General features: G+C 63.8%; 15 protein-coding genes. 6 read left to right on the top strand and 9 right to left on the bottom strand.

Annotated elements, in window-relative coordinates; all coding sequences use genetic code 11:
* Positions 1 to 36 precede the first annotated feature (36 nt).
* A complete protein-coding gene (locus tag IG197_RS11290; protein WP_192318778.1) occupies positions 37 to 2,775 on the top strand; it encodes a sensor histidine kinase KdpD in 2,739 nt (912 codons plus the stop codon).
* Positions 2,772 to 3,464 carry a response regulator transcription factor gene (locus IG197_RS11285; RefSeq protein WP_067954596.1) on the top strand — a complete coding sequence of 231 codons (693 nt, stop codon included), beginning with the start codon at positions 2,772 to 2,774 and terminating at the stop codon, positions 3,462 to 3,464. The genes IG197_RS11290 and IG197_RS11285 overlap by 4 nt, the downstream gene beginning before the upstream one ends.
* A 68-nt stretch (positions 3,465 to 3,532) precedes the next feature.
* Here IG197_RS11285 and IG197_RS11280 read toward each other — a convergent pair whose 3' ends face one another.
* On the bottom strand, positions 3,533 to 4,168 hold the full coding sequence (locus tag IG197_RS11280; RefSeq protein ID WP_192318776.1) for a Pr6Pr family membrane protein: 636 nt from the start codon (positions 4,166 to 4,168) through the stop codon (positions 3,533 to 3,535).
* Between the two features lie 165 nt (positions 4,169 to 4,333).
* The gene (gene gyrB / locus IG197_RS11275; protein ID WP_182573546.1) at positions 4,334 to 6,781 is read right to left on the bottom strand and encodes a DNA topoisomerase (ATP-hydrolyzing) subunit B; all 2,448 of its coding nucleotides are present in this window, start codon (positions 6,779 to 6,781) and stop codon (positions 4,334 to 4,336) included.
* A 502-nt stretch (positions 6,782 to 7,283) separates the two neighbouring features.
* Between gyrB and IG197_RS11270 the strand changes: the two genes are divergently transcribed.
* Positions 7,284 to 9,182, top strand: a complete 1,899-nt coding sequence (locus IG197_RS11270) for a PAS domain-containing protein (RefSeq protein ID WP_083948229.1) — start codon at positions 7,284 to 7,286, stop codon at positions 9,180 to 9,182.
* Positions 9,183 to 9,250: 68 nt separating this feature from the next.
* Here IG197_RS11270 and IG197_RS11265 read toward each other — a convergent pair whose 3' ends face one another.
* Positions 9,251 to 9,694, bottom strand: coding sequence for a response regulator (locus tag IG197_RS11265; protein ID WP_192318774.1), 444 nt, complete (start codon positions 9,692 to 9,694; stop codon positions 9,251 to 9,253).
* A 143-nt stretch (positions 9,695 to 9,837) separates the two neighbouring features.
* Positions 9,838 to 10,407, bottom strand: coding sequence for an NADPH-dependent FMN reductase (locus IG197_RS11260; protein WP_192318771.1), 570 nt, complete (start codon positions 10,405 to 10,407; stop codon positions 9,838 to 9,840).
* A 183-nt stretch (positions 10,408 to 10,590) separates the two neighbouring features.
* Between IG197_RS11260 and IG197_RS11255 the strand changes: the two genes are divergently transcribed.
* Both IG197_RS11255 and IG197_RS11250 read left to right on the top strand, forming a co-directional pair.
* Complete coding sequence (locus IG197_RS11255; RefSeq protein ID WP_192318769.1) at positions 10,591 to 11,961, top strand: cytochrome P450; 1,371 nt, start codon at positions 10,591 to 10,593, stop codon at positions 11,959 to 11,961.
* Between the two features lie 125 nt (positions 11,962 to 12,086).
* The gene (locus IG197_RS11250) at positions 12,087 to 12,365 is read left to right on the top strand and encodes an acylphosphatase (protein WP_192318767.1); all 279 of its coding nucleotides are present in this window, start codon (positions 12,087 to 12,089) and stop codon (positions 12,363 to 12,365) included.
* A 109-nt stretch (positions 12,366 to 12,474) separates the two neighbouring features.
* On the opposite strand, the gene IG197_RS11245 is transcribed toward IG197_RS11250, so the two are convergent.
* From IG197_RS11245 to IG197_RS11230, 4 genes are all read right to left on the bottom strand, one after another.
* The gene (locus IG197_RS11245) at positions 12,475 to 12,705 is read right to left on the bottom strand and encodes a DUF3297 family protein (protein ID WP_067954580.1); all 231 of its coding nucleotides are present in this window, start codon (positions 12,703 to 12,705) and stop codon (positions 12,475 to 12,477) included.
* A 121-nt stretch (positions 12,706 to 12,826) separates the two neighbouring features.
* Positions 12,827 to 13,198: a YraN family protein gene (locus tag IG197_RS11240; RefSeq protein WP_067954578.1), complete on the bottom strand. Its 372-nt coding sequence runs from the start codon at positions 13,196 to 13,198 to the stop codon at positions 12,827 to 12,829.
* On the bottom strand, positions 13,191 to 14,090 hold the full coding sequence (gene rsmI / locus IG197_RS11235; RefSeq protein WP_067954576.1) for a 16S rRNA (cytidine(1402)-2'-O)-methyltransferase: 900 nt from the start codon (positions 14,088 to 14,090) through the stop codon (positions 13,191 to 13,193). Before rsmI ends, IG197_RS11240 begins: the two co-directional genes overlap by 8 nt.
* Positions 14,091 to 14,306: 216 nt before the next feature.
* Positions 14,307 to 14,744: an EamA family transporter gene (locus tag IG197_RS11230; RefSeq protein ID WP_192318765.1), complete on the bottom strand. Its 438-nt coding sequence runs from the start codon at positions 14,742 to 14,744 to the stop codon at positions 14,307 to 14,309.
* A gap of 92 nt (positions 14,745 to 14,836) precedes the next feature.
* Here IG197_RS11230 and IG197_RS11225 point away from each other — a divergent pair, with 92 nt between their 5' ends.
* Entirely contained in the window at positions 14,837 to 15,310 is a 474-nt protein-coding gene (locus IG197_RS11225; protein WP_192318763.1) for a GNAT family N-acetyltransferase, read from the top strand.
* A 6-nt stretch (positions 15,311 to 15,316) separates the two neighbouring features.
* Here IG197_RS11225 and IG197_RS11220 read toward each other — a convergent pair whose 3' ends face one another.
* Complete coding sequence (locus tag IG197_RS11220) at positions 15,317 to 15,637, bottom strand: low molecular weight protein tyrosine phosphatase family protein (protein ID WP_192318761.1); 321 nt, start codon at positions 15,635 to 15,637, stop codon at positions 15,317 to 15,319.
* Positions 15,638 to 15,640: the final 3 nt, after the last annotated feature.

Below are 15,640 nucleotides of genomic sequence, written 5' to 3'. Positions count from 1 at the left end.
AGCAGAACTCCGGCACGCCAGACTGCAAAAAGACAGATGCCAGACGATATCAGGGACAAGGAATCCAGGCCTTCGCCGGACGCGCTGCTTGAGACGGCCGAGCGTGAAGGACGCGGCCGTCTGAAGATCTTCCTCGGTGCCGCCCCCGGCGTTGGCAAGACTTACGAGATGCTGATGTCGGGCCGCGCCCGCCTTGCCGACGGCATTGACGTTGTCATCGGCGTCGTCGAGACCCACGGCCGCCGCGAAACCCAGGCACTGGTCGAAGGCTTCGAGGTCGTCCCGCGCAAGGCAGTCGACTACAAGGGGCGTACCCTCGAAGAGATGGACCTCGATGCCATCATCGCGCGCCGGCCGGCGCTCGCACTTGTCGATGAACTCGCCCACACCAATGCGCCCGGCAGCCGCCATCCCAAGCGTTATCTCGACGTCCAGGAGCTGTTGAGCCAGGGCATCGATGTCTACACCACGCTCAACATCCAGCATGTCGAGAGCCTCAACGACATCGTCGCCCAGATCACCCGCGTCACCGTGCGCGAGACGGTACCTGACTCCATCATCGATCGCGCTGACGATGTCGAGATCATCGATCTCACGCCCGACGACCTGATCAAGCGCCTGCACGAGGGCAAGGTCTATGTACCGTCCACGGCACGCCGCGCCATCGAGAACTATTTTTCGCCCGGCAATCTGACCGCTCTGCGCGAACTGGCACTGCGCCGCACCGCCCAGCGCGTCGACGAGCAGTTGCTGACCCACATGCAGGCCAACGCCATTGAGGGGCCGTGGGCAGCCGGCGATCGCGTGCTGGTTGCCGTTGACGAGCATCCGCGCGGCGCCTCGCTGGTTCGTTATGCGCGCCGCCAGGCCGACCGCCTGCGTTGCCCATGGGCGGCACTCCATGTCGAGACGTCGCGCTCGGCCAATCTGCCCGACGCCGACAAGGACCGGCTCGCCGCGACCATGCGCCTTGCCGAGCAGCTTGGCGGCGAGGCGATCACCATTCCCGGCCAGTCGGTGGCTGCAGACATCGTCCGCCATGCCGCCACCCACAACTTCACCCACATCGTCGTCGGCAAGCCGGCTAAGTCGCGCTGGCGCGAGTATTTCGAGGGCTCGGTTACCCACGACCTGATCCGCTATGCTGGCAACATAAGCGTTCACGTTACGTCTGGCGTCGAGCCGGACGCGGCACTTGCTTCGCAGAGCGTGAAGACGGCCACTCCACGGCGGCGCTTCGACCCATGGCCTTATCTCACGGCGGGACTGCACGTTGTCGGCGCGCTTGTCGTCGGCATTGCGCTGCGGCAATTCCTCGACGTTCGCAACATCGCACTGGTCTTCCTGATGGCCGTGCTGAGCTCGGCGGTCACGCTCGGCCTTTGGCCGGCATTGTTTGCCTCGGTGCTCAGCGCATTCGCCTATAACTTCTTCTTTTTGCCGCCGCTCTACACGCTGACCATCGCCGATCCTGAAAGCGTGGTCGCGCTGGTGTTCTTCCTCATCGTCGCGGTCATAGCCTCCAACCTGACCGGCCGTGTCCAGCGTCAGGCCGCCGCCGCCCGCGAGCGCGCCCGGATGACCGAGGACCTCTATCTCTTCTCCAAGAAGCTCGCCGGCACCGGCACGCTCGACGACGTGCTCTGGGCCACCGCCTTCCAGATTGCGTCGATGCTCAAGGTCCGCGTCGTGCTGCTGCTGCCCGAGGAGGGCACCATCGCCGTCAAGGCCGGCTATCCGCCCGACGACACGCTCGTCGACGCCGACATCGCCGCTGCCAGATGGGCCTGGGAACACAACCGTGCCGCCGGCCGCGGCGCCGACACCTTGCCCGGCGCCAAGCGCCTCTATCTGCCGCTGCGCACCGGTCGCATGGCTGTCGGCGTCGTCGGTCTCGACAACGATCGCCAGGGCCCGCTTTTGACGCCCGAACAGCAGCGCCTGTTCGATGCGCTGGCCGACCAGGCGGCGGTTGCCATCGAGCGCATCCAGCTCGTCGCCGATGTTGACCGCGCCAGGCTTGCCGTCGAGGCTGACAGGCTGCGTTCGGCGCTGCTCACCTCGATCTCGCACGACCTCAAAACCCCGCTCGCCAGTATCATGGGCGCGGCCGGTGCGCTGCGCGAGTTTGGTGTGTCTTTGCCCGAGGAGGGCAGGGCGGAGCTCGTCTCGACGGTGCTCGACGAATCCGAACGCCTCAACCGCTTCATCGCCAATCTGCTCGACATGACCAAGATCGAGTCGGGCGCGATGGAGCCCAATTCGGCGCTGCATTATGTCGGTGATATCGTCGGCTCCGCACTTCGCCGCGCGGCCAAGATCACCGTGCAGCACAAGACCGAACTCGACATGCCGGCCGATCTGCCGATGCTGAAGCTCGATCCGGTGCTGTTCGAGCAGGTGCTGTTCAACCTGCTCGACAATGCCGCGAAATATGCGCCCGAAGGCTCGACGATCCGCATCCGCGGCTGGGCCGACGGTGCGACGGTTGCGATTCAGCTCATGGACGAGGGGCCCGGAATTCCGCAGGCTGATCTGGAGCGCGTTTTCGATACGTTCTATCGCGTCCGCAAGGGCGACCATGTCCGCGCCGGCACCGGCCTTGGCCTGTCGATCTGTCGTGGTTTCGTCGAGGCGATGGGCGGCACAATCATAGCCTCCAACCGCGCCGACCGGCCCGGCGCGGTCTTCACCATCACCATGCCGGTGCCGGCCGAGCGACCAAATATCACCGGGCCTGCCCTGGGCGGATCAAATCTGGACGGAATTGCATGACCAACGCGTCGGTGAAGATCCTGATCGTCGATGACGAGCCGCCGATCCGCAAGCTGCTGCGGGTCGGGCTTTCGACGCAGGGCTATGCCATTTCCGAAGCACCGGCCGCCAAGCCGGCGATGCTCATGGTCAGGGCCGAGAAGCCGGATCTCATCCTGCTCGATCTCGGCCTGCCCGACATGGGCGGGCACGATCTGCTCGCTGCCTGGCGGCGCGAGGGCCTTCACGTGCCTGTGATCATCCTGTCCAGCCGCACCGACGAGGCCGGTATCGTCAAGGCGCTCGAACTGGGTGCCGACGACTACGTGACCAAGCCATTCGGCATGAACGAACTTGCCGCCCGCATCCGCAACGCCCTTCGCCATAGGCTGCAGCAGCAGGGTGAAAAGCCGGTGTTCCAGACCGGCGAGCTGTCGGTCGACCTGGTCAAGCGCATCGTCAGGCTTGGCAGCCAGGAGGTGAAGCTGTCGCCCAAGGAATACGACATCCTGCGCGTTCTGGTGCAGCACGCCGGAAAGGTGCTCACCCACCGTTTCTTGCTCGAGCATATCTGGGGCGGCTCGGCCGACGTGCAATATCTCCGCGTCTATGTCCGCCAACTCCGCCAGAAGATCGAAAAGACCCCCGACGAGCCGCAATACATCACCACAGAAACCGGCGTCGGCTACAGACTGCGCGAACCTGATTGACCGCAGACGTCGGGGCTTCGCCTCGAGGGTTGCTTGAACGCGCCCGCGTCTTGAAGCAAGAGCAGGACCTAAGCCGCCCTTGCCACGCCTCTGCGGCCGCCCAGCAGGCGGTCGATGCTGACGAGCGTGACGGTGATGATCAGGAAGGCCGCGGTCAGCAATACGATGCTGGCCGTAAGCTGCGTGAGGTTCAGCGCTTCCGGGTTGAGGAACCAATAGGCGTACCAGCCATCGGCGGCACCCCTGGCAAAGGCATAGCCGCAATAGGCCAGCGGCGGCACCACCGCCCATAGCGCATCCCGCCATTTGAGCCCGCCATGATCCCAGACGAGCCAGGTCAGGAAAAACAGTACCGGTGTTACGTCATGCAGCGCATGGTCGGCAACGGCCTGCCAGCCGGTCGGCTGCCAGATCGCCCTGAGCAACACCGAATAGACAAGCCCGCCGAACACGATCGCCGCCGCCGTCACCAGCCGTGAGCGCGCCCCGGCGAACCGCCCGCCCGGATCAAGCACCAGCGCCGTCGCCACCACCGCCGCCATCAAGTTCATGATGATCGTGAAGAAGCCGAAGAACCGCCAAACCGCAGCAAGGATCGACCCGCCGTCATTGACGGCCTGGGTAATCAGCAGCGTGAGCTGCAGGGCGAGGGCGGCCCAGGCAGCGATAGCCGTGACGAAGGCGAGGCCGCGGCGGAGGGGCAATGGAGCTTTCCTGCAAGGCTGATTTCTTCCGCCAAGCTACATCAACGCGCCATCAGCGCAATGTACCGGCAACGGTTCCGGCCATCGCAGCATCTCCCTGCCAACGAAAATCGCCCCCTCCGCTGAATGAAGGGGGCGAAACATCAAACTCAGAAAACGCCGCGATCAGACGTCCAGATTGGCCACGCTGAGGGCGTTCTCCTGAATGAAGTCGCGGCGCGGCTCGACTTCGTCGCCCATCAGGCGGGCAAACAGCGCGTCGGCATCGGTGGCGTCATTGACCTTGACCTGCAGCAGCGAGCGCACGTTCGGGTCGAGCGTCGTCTCCCACAGCTGCTCGGCGTTCATTTCGCCCAGGCCCTTGTAGCGCTGCATGGTCAGGCCCTTGCGGCCCGAGGCGAAGACGGCGGTCAGCAGCGCCAGCGGCCCTGCCAGGGTCTCCGAATTGTCCTTGCGGCGCAGCACCGGCGGCTGCGAATAAAGCTCGGTAAGGCGTGCAGCATAACGGTCAAGCGCGCGCGCGTCGGCCGAGTTGATCAGCGCCATGTCGAGGTGGATGCTTTCCTTGACGCTGCGCAGCGTGCGTTCGAAGACATAGCCGCCCGAACCGTCATTGCTGGTCGCGATTTCGCCCGTCCAGCCGCGCTCGATGTCTTCCGAGATCAGGTCGAGGCGCTGGGCGATTGTTTCGGCCATTGCCTTGGCGCGGCCGAGATCGTTGAAGATGTCGGGGTTGAGCGCGCCGGCGATCGCCGCCTGCTCGACCACCGGCCTGGAATAACGCGTATGCAGGCCGTCGATCAGCGTGCGCACGCCAAGCGCGTCGGCCACGGCCGTACGCAGATCCTGACCGGTCCGCACCTCGCCCGATGCAAGCGTCAGCGACGCCTCGTCGAGACCGACATCGACAAGGTAATCCTCAAAGGCGCTTTCGTCCTTCAGATACTGCGAGCTCTTGCCGCGCGTCACCTTGTAGAGCGGCGGCTGGGCGATATAGAGGTGGCCGCGCTCGATCAGCTCCGGCATCTGGCGGAAGAAGAACGTCAGCAAAAGCGTACGGATATGGGCGCCGTCGACGTCGGCGTCGGTCATGATGATGATCTTGTGGTAGCGCAGCTTGTCGGCGTTGAACTCGTCCTTGCCGATCGAGGTGCCGAGCGCGGTGATCAGCGTGCCGATCATGTCAGACGACAGCATACGGTCGAAGCGCGCACGCTCGACGTTCAAGATCTTGCCGCGCAGCGGCAGGATCGCCTGGTTCTGGCGCGAGCGGCCGCTCTTGGCGGAGCCGCCTGCCGAGTCACCCTCGACGATGAAGATTTCGGACTTGGCTGGATCGCGCTCCTGGCAGTCGGCCAGCTTGCCGGGCAGCGAGGTGATGTCGAGCACGCCCTTGCGGCGGGTCAGCTCCCGCGCCTTGCGCGCTGCTTCGCGCGCCGCAGCGGCCTCAACCACCTTGGCGATCAGCGTCTTGGCTTCGGTCGGGTGCTCCTCGAGCCAGGTGCCGAGTGCTTCGTTGACCAGGCTCTCCACCACCGGACGAACCTCGGAGGACACCAGCTTGTCCTTGGTCTGCGACGAAAACTTCGGATCGGGAACCTTGACCGAAAGCACCGCCGTCAGGCCCTCGCGGGTGTCGTCTGCGGTGATCGAGACCTTTTCCTTCTTCGAAATACCGGAGGTTTCGGCATAGCCGGTCACCTGGCGCGTCAGGGCACCGCGGAAGCCGGCAAGGTGTGTGCCGCCGTCGCGCTGCGGGATGTTGTTGGTGAAGGCCAGCACGTTCTCGTGGTAGCTGTCGTTCCACCACATCGCCACTTCGACCGTGATGCCGTCGCGCTCGGCACGTATGGCGATCGGTGCCGCGATCAGCGGCTTCTTGGCGCGGTCGAGATACTTCACGAATTCGATCAGGCCGCCGTCATAGAGCAGCTCCTGCACCTTCACGTCGGCATGGCGCTTGTCGGACAAGACGATGCGCACGCCCGAATTCAGGAAGGCCAGCTCGCGCAGGCGATGCTCCAGCGTGCTGTAGTCGAAATCCACCATGGTGAAGGTGTCGGACGAGGGCAGGAAGGTCACTTCCGTGCCGGTCTCGTCGCCGGCCTGTCCCACCACCTTCAGCGGCGCCACGGCATTGCCGTGGCTGAAGGTCATCTCGTGGATTTCGCCCTTGCGGCGGATTCTGAGCTTCAGCCACACCGACAATGCATTGACGACGGACACGCCGACGCCGTGCAGGCCGCCCGACACCTTGTAGGAGTTCTGGTCGAACTTACCGCCAGCATGCAGCTGCGTCATGATCACCTCGGCGGCGGAAACGCCTTCCGAAGGGTGGATATCGGTCGGAATGCCGCGGCCGTTGTCGGTCACGGTCACCGATCCATCGGGATTGAGTGAAACCGTCACCAGCGTGGCATGGCCGGCCAGCGCCTCGTCGATCGCGTTGTCGACGACCTCATAGACCATGTGGTGGAGGCCCGAGCCGTCGTCAGTGTCGCCGATATACATGCCTGGGCGCTTGCGGACGGCATCCAACCCCTTCAAAACCTTGATGGAATCTGCGCCGTACTCGGCTTCTGCGCCGGGAAGGTTCTCGGACTGGTCGCTCATGAAAAACTTTCGTCTGACTGCCGCAGGAGGACGCGGCAAAATCGGCCCCGAATCGCACGCCCGTTGGTGCCCCAGATATAGGCGTTAAGTGTGGTTTTTCCAAGTTTTACCGGGCTTTTGCGAGGGGATAACGCCATGCCGCGTGGCCTTGCGGCGCCTCGTCCTCCGGCTTGATGGTTCGGCCCATCTGCGCTGCCTGCAGCGCGTCCCGAAAACGAGTACAGGCCGTAGTTTACGTGAGCCAAATGCCGACACACTGCTACCGGAAGCCGATCGACGGCGGCATGTTGGCGATGCAGCCGTGGAAGCCGCCGATTGTTGGCAAACTGGCGAAACTATGTGATTTCTCGTCCGTTCATGTAGGCGGAGTTTGGAACAAACGCCGCGCTGGTGCATTCAGGCTCATCAATAATGTTGTCCCACTTCAGTCTGGCACGGTGGGGCCTACTTTTTGCCGGCCTACACTTTTCACAACAGATTTCAGCCGAGAAAATTCTCATCCATGCCGACCACAAGACCATTGAAGGCCGACGACAAGGTTTCCAATCCGATCGTTTCAGGTGAGCTGGCCGGGCTCATCGAGGCCTTGGACTGGACGTCTACGCCGATCGGCCCGATCGGTTCCTGGCCAGCAGTCGTGCGCATGACGATCCGCATCATGCTGGCATCGGCAATGCCGATGTGCCTGCTCATCGGCCGCAAGGGCGTGATGATCTACAACGACGCCTATCGCGACATCGCGGGCGCGAGGCATCCGGCCTGCCTCGGCACTTCAGTCTTTGACAGCTGGCCCGAGGTCGCGCAGTTCAACCGTACCGTCATCGACCGCATCTTCGAGGGTGAAACGCTGACCTACGAGGATCAGGAACTGGTGCTGTGGCGCAATGGTGCCGCCGAACGCGTCTGGCTCGAGCTCGACTACAGTCCTTTGCTCGACGACGACGGCGAGGCGGTAGGTGCATTTGCGATCCTGGCTGAAACCACCAAGCGCGTACGTGCCGAAAAGGCACTCGCCCGCAGCGAGGAGCGCCTGTCGCTGGCGCTCGAGGCGTCGGGCATCGTCGGTGCCTGGGAACTCGATCTGACCAGCCGGATCGTCACAGCCGACGCGCGTTTCGCCGAGATGTTCGGCGTCGGCCTCGCCGAAGCCGAACAGGGCATTTCGGCTGAAGGCTTCTTCAGGCGCATCCATCCCGCCGACCGGGACTTCGTCGCGCGCAAGACCGATGAGGCAATCGCCAATCGCGGCGGATTTCGGGCCGAGTATCGCCTCGTCGACGACGATGGCGGTATCCGTTGGGTGCTTGCCACCGGCAAGTTTTTCGAAACCGTCGGCGGCAATCCGCGTCTGCCGGGCGTCGTCATCGACATCACCGAGCGCAAGGCGGTCGAGGCGGCGCTGGCGGCAAGCGAAGCCGGCTTCCGCACGCTTGCCGACACCATGCCGCAGATGGTTTGGTCGACCAGGCCCGACGGTTTCCATGACTATTACAATGCGCGCTGGTACGAATTCACCGGCATGCCGCTCGGTTCGACGGATGGCGAGGCATGGGCAGGTATGTTCCATCCCGACGACCAGGACCGCGCCTGGGAGTTGTGGCGCCATTCGCTCGCCACCGGCGAGCCCTACCAGATCGAGTACCGGCTGCGTCATGCCAATGGCGAATACCGCTGGACACTGGGTCGGGCGCTGGCCATCCGCAACGAGGCCGGCGAGATCATCCGCTGGTTTGGCACCTGTACCGACATCCATGAAACCAAGCAGGTTGCCGAGGAGCGCGAGATCGTCGCGCACGAACTCAGCCACCGCATCAAGAACATCTTTTCGGTTCTCAACGGCATCATCAGCCTGTCGGCGCGGTCCCATCCTGACATCAAGCCCTTGGCCGACCAACTCAGGCAGCGCATCAGCGCGATGGGCAAGGCGCATGATTTTGTCCGGCCGCACAGCCGGGCATCGCGGCCGCAGAACAACCAGTCTTCGCTGCGCGCCCTGGTCGAGCTTCTGCTCGCTCCGCATGTCGGCGACGATTCCGGCCGCTTTACCTTCCACGGTGACGACGCCACCATCGACGACGGCGCGGCCACTCCGCTTGCGTTGCTGTTTCATGAGCTTGCCACCAATGCGGCGAAATATGGCGCCTTGGCGGAGGCCGATGGCCGCGTGGTCATCGACGCTGTTCTGAGCGGCGACAAGTATCGCATGGTCTGGAAGGAAACGGGTGGCGCGCCAGTTTCGGGTCCGCCCGCCGATGAAGGTTTCGGCAGCCGCCTGATCACACTCAGCGTCCAGGGCCAGCTTGGCGGCACGCTGCAGCGGCGCTGGAAGGCGGATGGGCTCGAAGTGGAACTGACGATGCCGGCAGCACAGCTCAGCCGTTCGGCAACGTTGCGGCGCTAGAGCAACGACAAAGGGCGCAACGGCTTCGGCCGGAGCGCCCCTGATGATGTTGAGACGTCGCGTTTTCGTCAGGCGGTTACGCCAAGTCCGTCCTCGCGGTCATTGCAATTATCCGCTCCAAACAGCTTCAGCCGCGTTGGCGGTTCGGCGGCAAGGCGGTGTCGGCGCGCCACTGCATATCGTACCGCTTCAGACAATTCTTCGTCCATCACCGGCTTGGGAAGTACGCCGATCGTGCCGGGAACGCCGTCGCCCAGTTGCGAAGGGTTGGCGGTGATGAACAGCACCGTCACGCCGAACTGTTCGGCAAGAATCTTGCCCAGTGAAGGGCCGGTAGGACCATCCCGCAAATTGAGGTCAACAAGCGCTATTTCGGCATGCCGCGCCAAGTCGAGGGCACTCGCCGAGTCCATGGCGATGCCGATCGGGTGGTGTCCTAGCTCTTCGAGCATGCTCTCAATTTCGGTGGCAACGAAGATCTCGTCTTCAACCACCATCACCTTGCAGTTCATCATGTCACTCTACACGCGTATTCCCTGTTGATTGGTTGCATGGGCCAAACGTCACCGTCAGCGATAGGTTGCATGCCAGGGGGGTGAATTTCCGCAAAGACAATGTTCGTCGCCTCAATTGTGGTCCTGAGGCAACGACGTGGTCAACCGACCCGGAGCGGCTTCAGCGCTTCGCTCCAGCGGAACAGTTCGTTGAGCATCGTCTTGGCGCTGTCGTCGATCAGCGCGTTCGACTTGAACTCGCCATCCTCGGCGAGGTGCTGGGTGAAAGCGGGGATGGCGATCGCCTCGGGGATCGGCATGATCTTCAGCGTCGTCAAAAGCATCTTTTCCGACTGCACGGCGCGCAGGCCGGCAGAGACGCCGCCATAGCTCAGGAAACCGGCCGGCTTGTAGTTCCACTCGCGCGCCAGATAGTTGACGGCGTTCACCAGCGCAGGCGCGGCGAAGAAATTGTACTCCGGCGTCACGAACACGAAGGCGTCGCCGGCCTCGATCGCCTCGGACCACTTCTTCGTATGCTCGTTCTCGTACTGACCGAGCCTTGGGTGTCTGGGCTCGTCGAAGATCGGCAGGCCGAAGGCCTCGATGTCGGTGATGACGGGTTCGAATTTGCCATGCTCGCGCGCATAGGCATCGAGCCAGCGGGCGAAAACGGGTCCGACGCGGCCGGGGCGGGTGCTGGCCACGACGATATTGAGCTGGTGTTTCAAGATTTCAGTCCTTGGCAGGTAAGGGGCGGTATCAAAAGGTGACTGGCGGGAAATAGTCGCTTGGACCCCGCCATGGCAAGAAGGCACCTCGAGGTGACCCGGTCACATCTCGGTCATCGTCCCGTTCCGCCGCATGGACGTGCCCACTCTCCATGCCTACATTCCACGGATGAGGCACATTTGATGGACACAAGACCCGAACCCTTCGTCCCGCCCGCGCCGACGCCGCGCACCACGCCGCCGTCGACGCTGGAGATGATGCGCATCGTCTATCGCAATCCGCTCGAGCTGTGGGGCGAGCCGTCCTACAACGAGCCCTGGATCTCGGTGAACGGCGTCGGCGGTCCGCTGGTCATCGCCAACGATCCCGGGCTCATCCGTCACGTGCTGGTCGACAACGCCAGAAACTACAAGATGGCGACCGTGCGCCAGATGATCCTGCGACCGATCCTGCGCGATGGTCTGCTGACCGCCGAGGGCGACGTCTGGAAGCGTTCCCGCAAGGCTATGGCCCCGGTCTTTACCCCGCGCCACATTTTCGGTTTCGCCCAGCCGATGCTCGCCCGCACCCTCGACTTCGTCAAACGTTACGAGGACGCCTCAGGCACCGTCGATGTTGCCCACGACATGACCATGCTGACCTACGAGATTCTGGCCGAGACGCTGTTTTCGGGCGAGATCGCGGGCGAGGCCGGCAGCTTCGCCCACGAGATCGACCGGCTGTTCGAGACCATGGGTCGCGTCGACCCGCTCGACCTGTTGCGCGCGCCCGAATGGCTGCCGCGCCTCACCCGCATCCGCGGGCGCAAGACTATGGCCTATTTCCGCAAGATCGTCACCGACACGGTGGCAATGCGCAGCCACAAGCTGGTGCGTGACACAGCCGGCGCGCCCGAGGATTTCCTGACCCTGCTCTTGCGTGCCGAAGGCCCCGATGGCCTGTCGCGCCAGGAGATCGAAGACAACATCATCACCTTCATCGGCGCCGGCCACGAGACCACGGCCCGCGCGCTCGGTTGGACCATCTACTGCCTCGCCGAGGCGACTTGGGAGCGCGACCGCATCGAGCAGGAAATCGACGCAGTGCTGGCGCGCGAGCCCGATCCTGTCAGATGGCTCGACGCCATGCCGCTCACCCGCGCCGCTTTCGAAGAGGCCTTGCGCCTCTACCCGCCGGCGCCGTCGATCAACCGCGAGCCGATCGCCGAGGACGAATACAAGGGCTTCAAGATCCCGCGCAAGGCGCAGGTGCTGGTCATGCCCTGGACGGTCCACCGCCACCGCAAGCTCTGGGACAAGCCGGACGCGTTTCTGCCTGAGCGTTTCCATCCCGAAAACCGCGACAGGATCGACCGCTACCAGTATTTGCCCTTCGGCGCCGGTCCGCGTGTCTGCATCGGTATGAGTTTCGCCATGCAAGAAGCCATCATCGCGCTCGCCATCCTGCTCTCCCGCTTCCGCTTCGACACCGTCGCCGAAACAAAGCCATGGCCGGTGCAGAAGCTGACCACCCAGCCGCAAGGCGGCCTGCCGATGCGGGTGACGCGGCGGTGACAGCATCTTTCTCCCCGTTTGAGGAGGGGCGAAGCGACGATCGGCAGAGCCATGTCAGTGTCGCTCGACGCCGCCTTCCCACCAAGAGAGGACGGGGAATCGGGCAGCATCACAGGGAGGCTGACATGAGCGACCGCGCCGTCCTCGTCCGCATATCAGGCCGCGTCCAGGGCGTCAGTTTCCGCATCTGGACGCAGCGCGAGGCCCGTCGCCTCGGCCTGAACGGCTGGGTCCGCAATGAGCGAGACGGCTCCGTCAGCGCCTTGATCTCAGGTCCTGAAGAGGCAGTAACCTCGATGCTGGATGCGTTTTGGCAAGGGCCGCCCGGCTGTGAAGTCCGCAGCGTGGTTCAGGAAACGGCCAGTCCTGCCGACGCTTCCGCCGGCTTCAACATCACCGCTTGACCAACGCAACCTTGCCGACTGGCGCTTCCTCTCCCCCTGTCGAGGGGGAAAGTGGTACGCATAGCGGGTGGTGCTTAGGGGCGGCTGTTCAGCGTACTGCTCGCCAACATCACGCCTTCACGAAAGGCTCGACAGTGCCCTTGAGCTTGATGGTGATCGGCTCGCCGAAGCGGTCCTTGGACTTGCCGGCCGGCACACGGATCCAGCCTTCGCTGACGCAATACTCGCTGACGTCCTGGCGCTCTTTGCCGTTGAACATGATGCCGACGCCAGCCTCCAGCGCCTCTGCGTTGAAAAAAGGACTGCGCGGGTCGTTGCTCAGGCGGTCGGGCAGGGACATTGCCATCTCCAGTAACTAGGGCGCCCCCTGGGCGCGAACCTCGATTGCCCGCATCGCGAGCTTTGCGAGGCCTGTTAAGGGCAATGGCGGCAGGCGTAAAGAGCCAACGGCTGCTCGAAGCTCAGTTCCGCCCCTGGAAGGCGTTCTCGACATGCACCGGCCAACGACGCGGCAGCACCGCCACCATGTCGAAACGCACCGAAAGCTTGCCATAGTCGGGCTGTCGCGCGAGCCACAAATCGGCAGCGCCCTCGATGCGCCGTTCTGACCCATAGGCGACGGCCTCCATCGCCTCGACCAGCGTTCTACGCGCCTTCACCTCGACGATCAGCACCAGGTCGCCGCGCCGCGCGATCAAGTCGATCTCGCCGAGCTTGGTCTTGTAGCGGCGAGCGACGATCCGATAGCCCTTGAGCATCAGCGCAAGCGCGGCCAGCCATTCGCCGCGATGGCCGCGGCCCAGTGCCTTCTGCCGGGTGCGCCGGTCAGTCACCGGATCCTTCCCGGAGCTCCAGCAATCGGCGATAAAGCGCCGGTTTCTGCTGGCCGGTCATGCGCGCGGCTTCCGCTGCCGCCTTCGACGCCGGCATCTCCTTGGCCAGCGACAGCAGGAGCTTGTCGACGTCGTCGGCCGTCTCGGTCCGTTCCGCGGGCGGCGCAACACAGATGACGATCTCGCCCTTCGGCGTGTCGGCCGCAGCATAGTGCGCGGCGAGTTCGGCCAGCGTGCCGGTGCGGATTTCCTCGAAGGCCTTGGTCAGTTCGCGCCCGATCGCTGCCTGGCGCGCGCCCAACACATCGGCCATGGCTTCAAGGGTGTCGGCCACCCGTCGTGGCGATTCAAAAAAGATCAGCGTGCCGGGCACGGTCCTTACCTCTTCGAGCCGCGTCCGCTTCTGGCCGTCCTTGACCGGAAGGAAGCCGGCAAAGAAGAACGCATCCGAAGGTAGTCCCGAGGCGGTCAGTGCCGCCAGCACAGCCGAGGCGCCGGGGATCGGCACGACGCGAATGCCGCGCTCCTGTGCTTGCCCGACAAGGCGAAAACCCGGATCGGAAACCAGCGGCGTTCCCGCGTCCGATACAAGTGCTACGCTGCGACCGTTTTCCAGTGCCTCGATCAGCCGCGGCCCGGCTTCGCCGGCATTGTGCTCGTGATAGGCGGTCGGCCGCTGGCGGATGCCGTAGCGGTCGAGCAATACGCGGGTAACACGCGTGTCCTCGCAGGCGACATGGTCGGCGCCGGCCAGGGTCTCCAGCGCGCGCAGGGTGATGTCGCCGAGATTGCCGATCGGCGTCGCCACCAGATAGAGCGCAGGCGTCAGCGGCCGCGCCGCGATCTCGGTCTGTCCGATGACATAGACCCGCTTGTTTTCGTTGTTCTGCACGCCGCCTCGCTTTCACCTTCTCCTTGGCATGGTCCGGTCCGGCTTGCAAAAGGATGTGATCGATTCTGCCATGGCTTTGCCACAGTGCGGGAAGCAAATCGCCGCCGCGGATCGGAACAGAGCGATTCGTGAACAGAGGCAATCGTACCGGCCATGCCCCATCGTTTCGACGCCTTCATCTCCCGCCTCGACGCCGCCACCAAGGCGGCTCCACCCTCACGCCTTGTAGGCGACCAGCACCGCACCCGCCGCGATCAGCGCGACGCCGAGCCAGTTCGCCGTGCCAAGTCGCTCGCCAAGGAAAATGACGCCAAACACCGCGACAAGAACGACGCTTAGCTTGTCGATCGGCGCCACCTGCGCCGCGTTTCCGAGCTTCAGCGCGCGGAAGTAGCACAGCCACGACGCCCCCGTGGCCAGCCCGGAAAGCACGAAGAACAGATAGGTCTTGCTCGAAATCTCGCCGAGCGGCTGGAACTGCCCGGTGGCGGCAATGATCGCGCCGAGCACCAGAAGGATCACCACAGTCCTGATCAGCGTCGCGAAGTCGGAATTGATGTTCTCGATGCCGACCTTGGCAAATATCGCCGTCAGCGCCGCGAAAGTGGCTGAGAGAATGGCCCAGAACTGCCAGGAATCTAGGGCTGAATTCATGTTGGCTCCGTTGTTCTGATCTCTTGGCTGCTGGATCGTTGCTTGCCGATGCTGTACCGGACGCCTGAAAATTTCGAAATCGGGCTGATACCATGGCGACGCACAAGACCTATTCCATCTCCGATCTTCGCGACAGGCCGGATTTCGCTGATGACGTCGCCGACCGCATCTGGAATGCCTGGTGGCGTCAGGACGGCCACGAACGCGCCTTTATCAGGGGCCTCGTCGACGAGAATTTTGCCTCGACCGGCCTGCCGCAGGCGTTCGTCGCCCATGACGGCGACACCTTTCTCGGCACCGCTCACCTGATCGACAACGATCTCGAATCGCGGCCGCAATATTCGCCCTGGGTGGCCGCCGTCTGGGTCGACGAAACCGCCAGGAGGTCCGGCATCGGCGCGGCTCTTGTCCAGGCCGGGGCGGACGCGGCGTTCGGGCAGGGTTTCGACACCGCCTATCTCTGCGCCAGACCTGCCGTCTCCGCCTTCTACGAGCGCCTCGGCTGGCAGCGCATCGAGGAAGATGTCGAGGGGCTCAACGTTTTTTCGATGAAGCGTGGTGCCTGATCGGCCTTAGCGCAGGTGCCCCGGCACCCGCTCTTCCAGCAGCGTCACCAGTGCCGGGTCCATGAAAGCGTAGTCGTCGGGAATATCGAGGCAGACGACGCGCGCCTTCAGCGACCTGCGGAATTTCTTCTGCAGCTTGGTGCGGTGGGCCTTTTCCATCACGAAGATGATGTCGGCCCACACCACCAGTTCCGCTGTCAGCGGGTTCTCGGCATCGTGGTTTGTGCCAGCCGAGTCGACTTCTATGTCGCGCCGGGCGGCAAACACCTGCTCGGCCGTCGGGCTGCGCAACCTGTTCTGGCTGCAGACGAAGAGCACGTTCTTCATCGC

Origin of the sequence: Aminobacter sp. SR38, from assembly GCF_014843375.1 — a bacterium.
Classification (GTDB): domain Bacteria; phylum Pseudomonadota; class Alphaproteobacteria; order Rhizobiales; family Rhizobiaceae; genus Aminobacter; species Aminobacter ciceronei.
The sequence above is the reverse complement of the archived record's forward strand: the minus strand, read 5'-3'. Positions and strand labels throughout refer to the sequence as shown.

What these genes read in the sequence shown, in the direction of transcription:
- IG197_RS11245 (WP_067954580.1), bottom strand. Translation starts at nt 12,705, where the DNA reads ATGTCCCTGCCCGACCGCCTGAGCAACGACCCGCGCAGTCCTTTTTTC.
- IG197_RS11225 (WP_192318763.1), top strand. Translation starts at nt 14,837, where the DNA reads ATGGCGACGCACAAGACCTATTCCATCTCCGATCTTCGCGACAGGCCG.
- IG197_RS11255 (WP_192318769.1), top strand. Translation starts at nt 10,591, where the DNA reads ATGGACACAAGACCCGAACCCTTCGTCCCGCCCGCGCCGACGCCGCGC.
- IG197_RS11285 (WP_067954596.1), top strand. Translation starts at nt 2,772, where the DNA reads ATGACCAACGCGTCGGTGAAGATCCTGATCGTCGATGACGAGCCGCCG.
- IG197_RS11290 (WP_192318778.1), top strand. Translation starts at nt 37, where the DNA reads ATGCCAGACGATATCAGGGACAAGGAATCCAGGCCTTCGCCGGACGCG.
- IG197_RS11230 (WP_192318765.1), bottom strand. Translation starts at nt 14,744, where the DNA reads ATGAATTCAGCCCTAGATTCCTGGCAGTTCTGGGCCATTCTCTCAGCC.
- gyrB (WP_182573546.1), bottom strand. Translation starts at nt 6,781, where the DNA reads ATGAGCGACCAGTCCGAGAACCTTCCCGGCGCAGAAGCCGAGTACGGC.
- IG197_RS11250 (WP_192318767.1), top strand. Translation starts at nt 12,087, where the DNA reads ATGAGCGACCGCGCCGTCCTCGTCCGCATATCAGGCCGCGTCCAGGGC.
- IG197_RS11265 (WP_192318774.1), bottom strand. Translation starts at nt 9,694, where the DNA reads ATGAACTGCAAGGTGATGGTGGTTGAAGACGAGATCTTCGTTGCCACC.
- IG197_RS11220 (WP_192318761.1), bottom strand. Translation starts at nt 15,637, where the DNA reads ATGAAGAACGTGCTCTTCGTCTGCAGCCAGAACAGGTTGCGCAGCCCG.
- IG197_RS11270 (WP_083948229.1), top strand. Translation starts at nt 7,284, where the DNA reads ATGCCGACCACAAGACCATTGAAGGCCGACGACAAGGTTTCCAATCCG.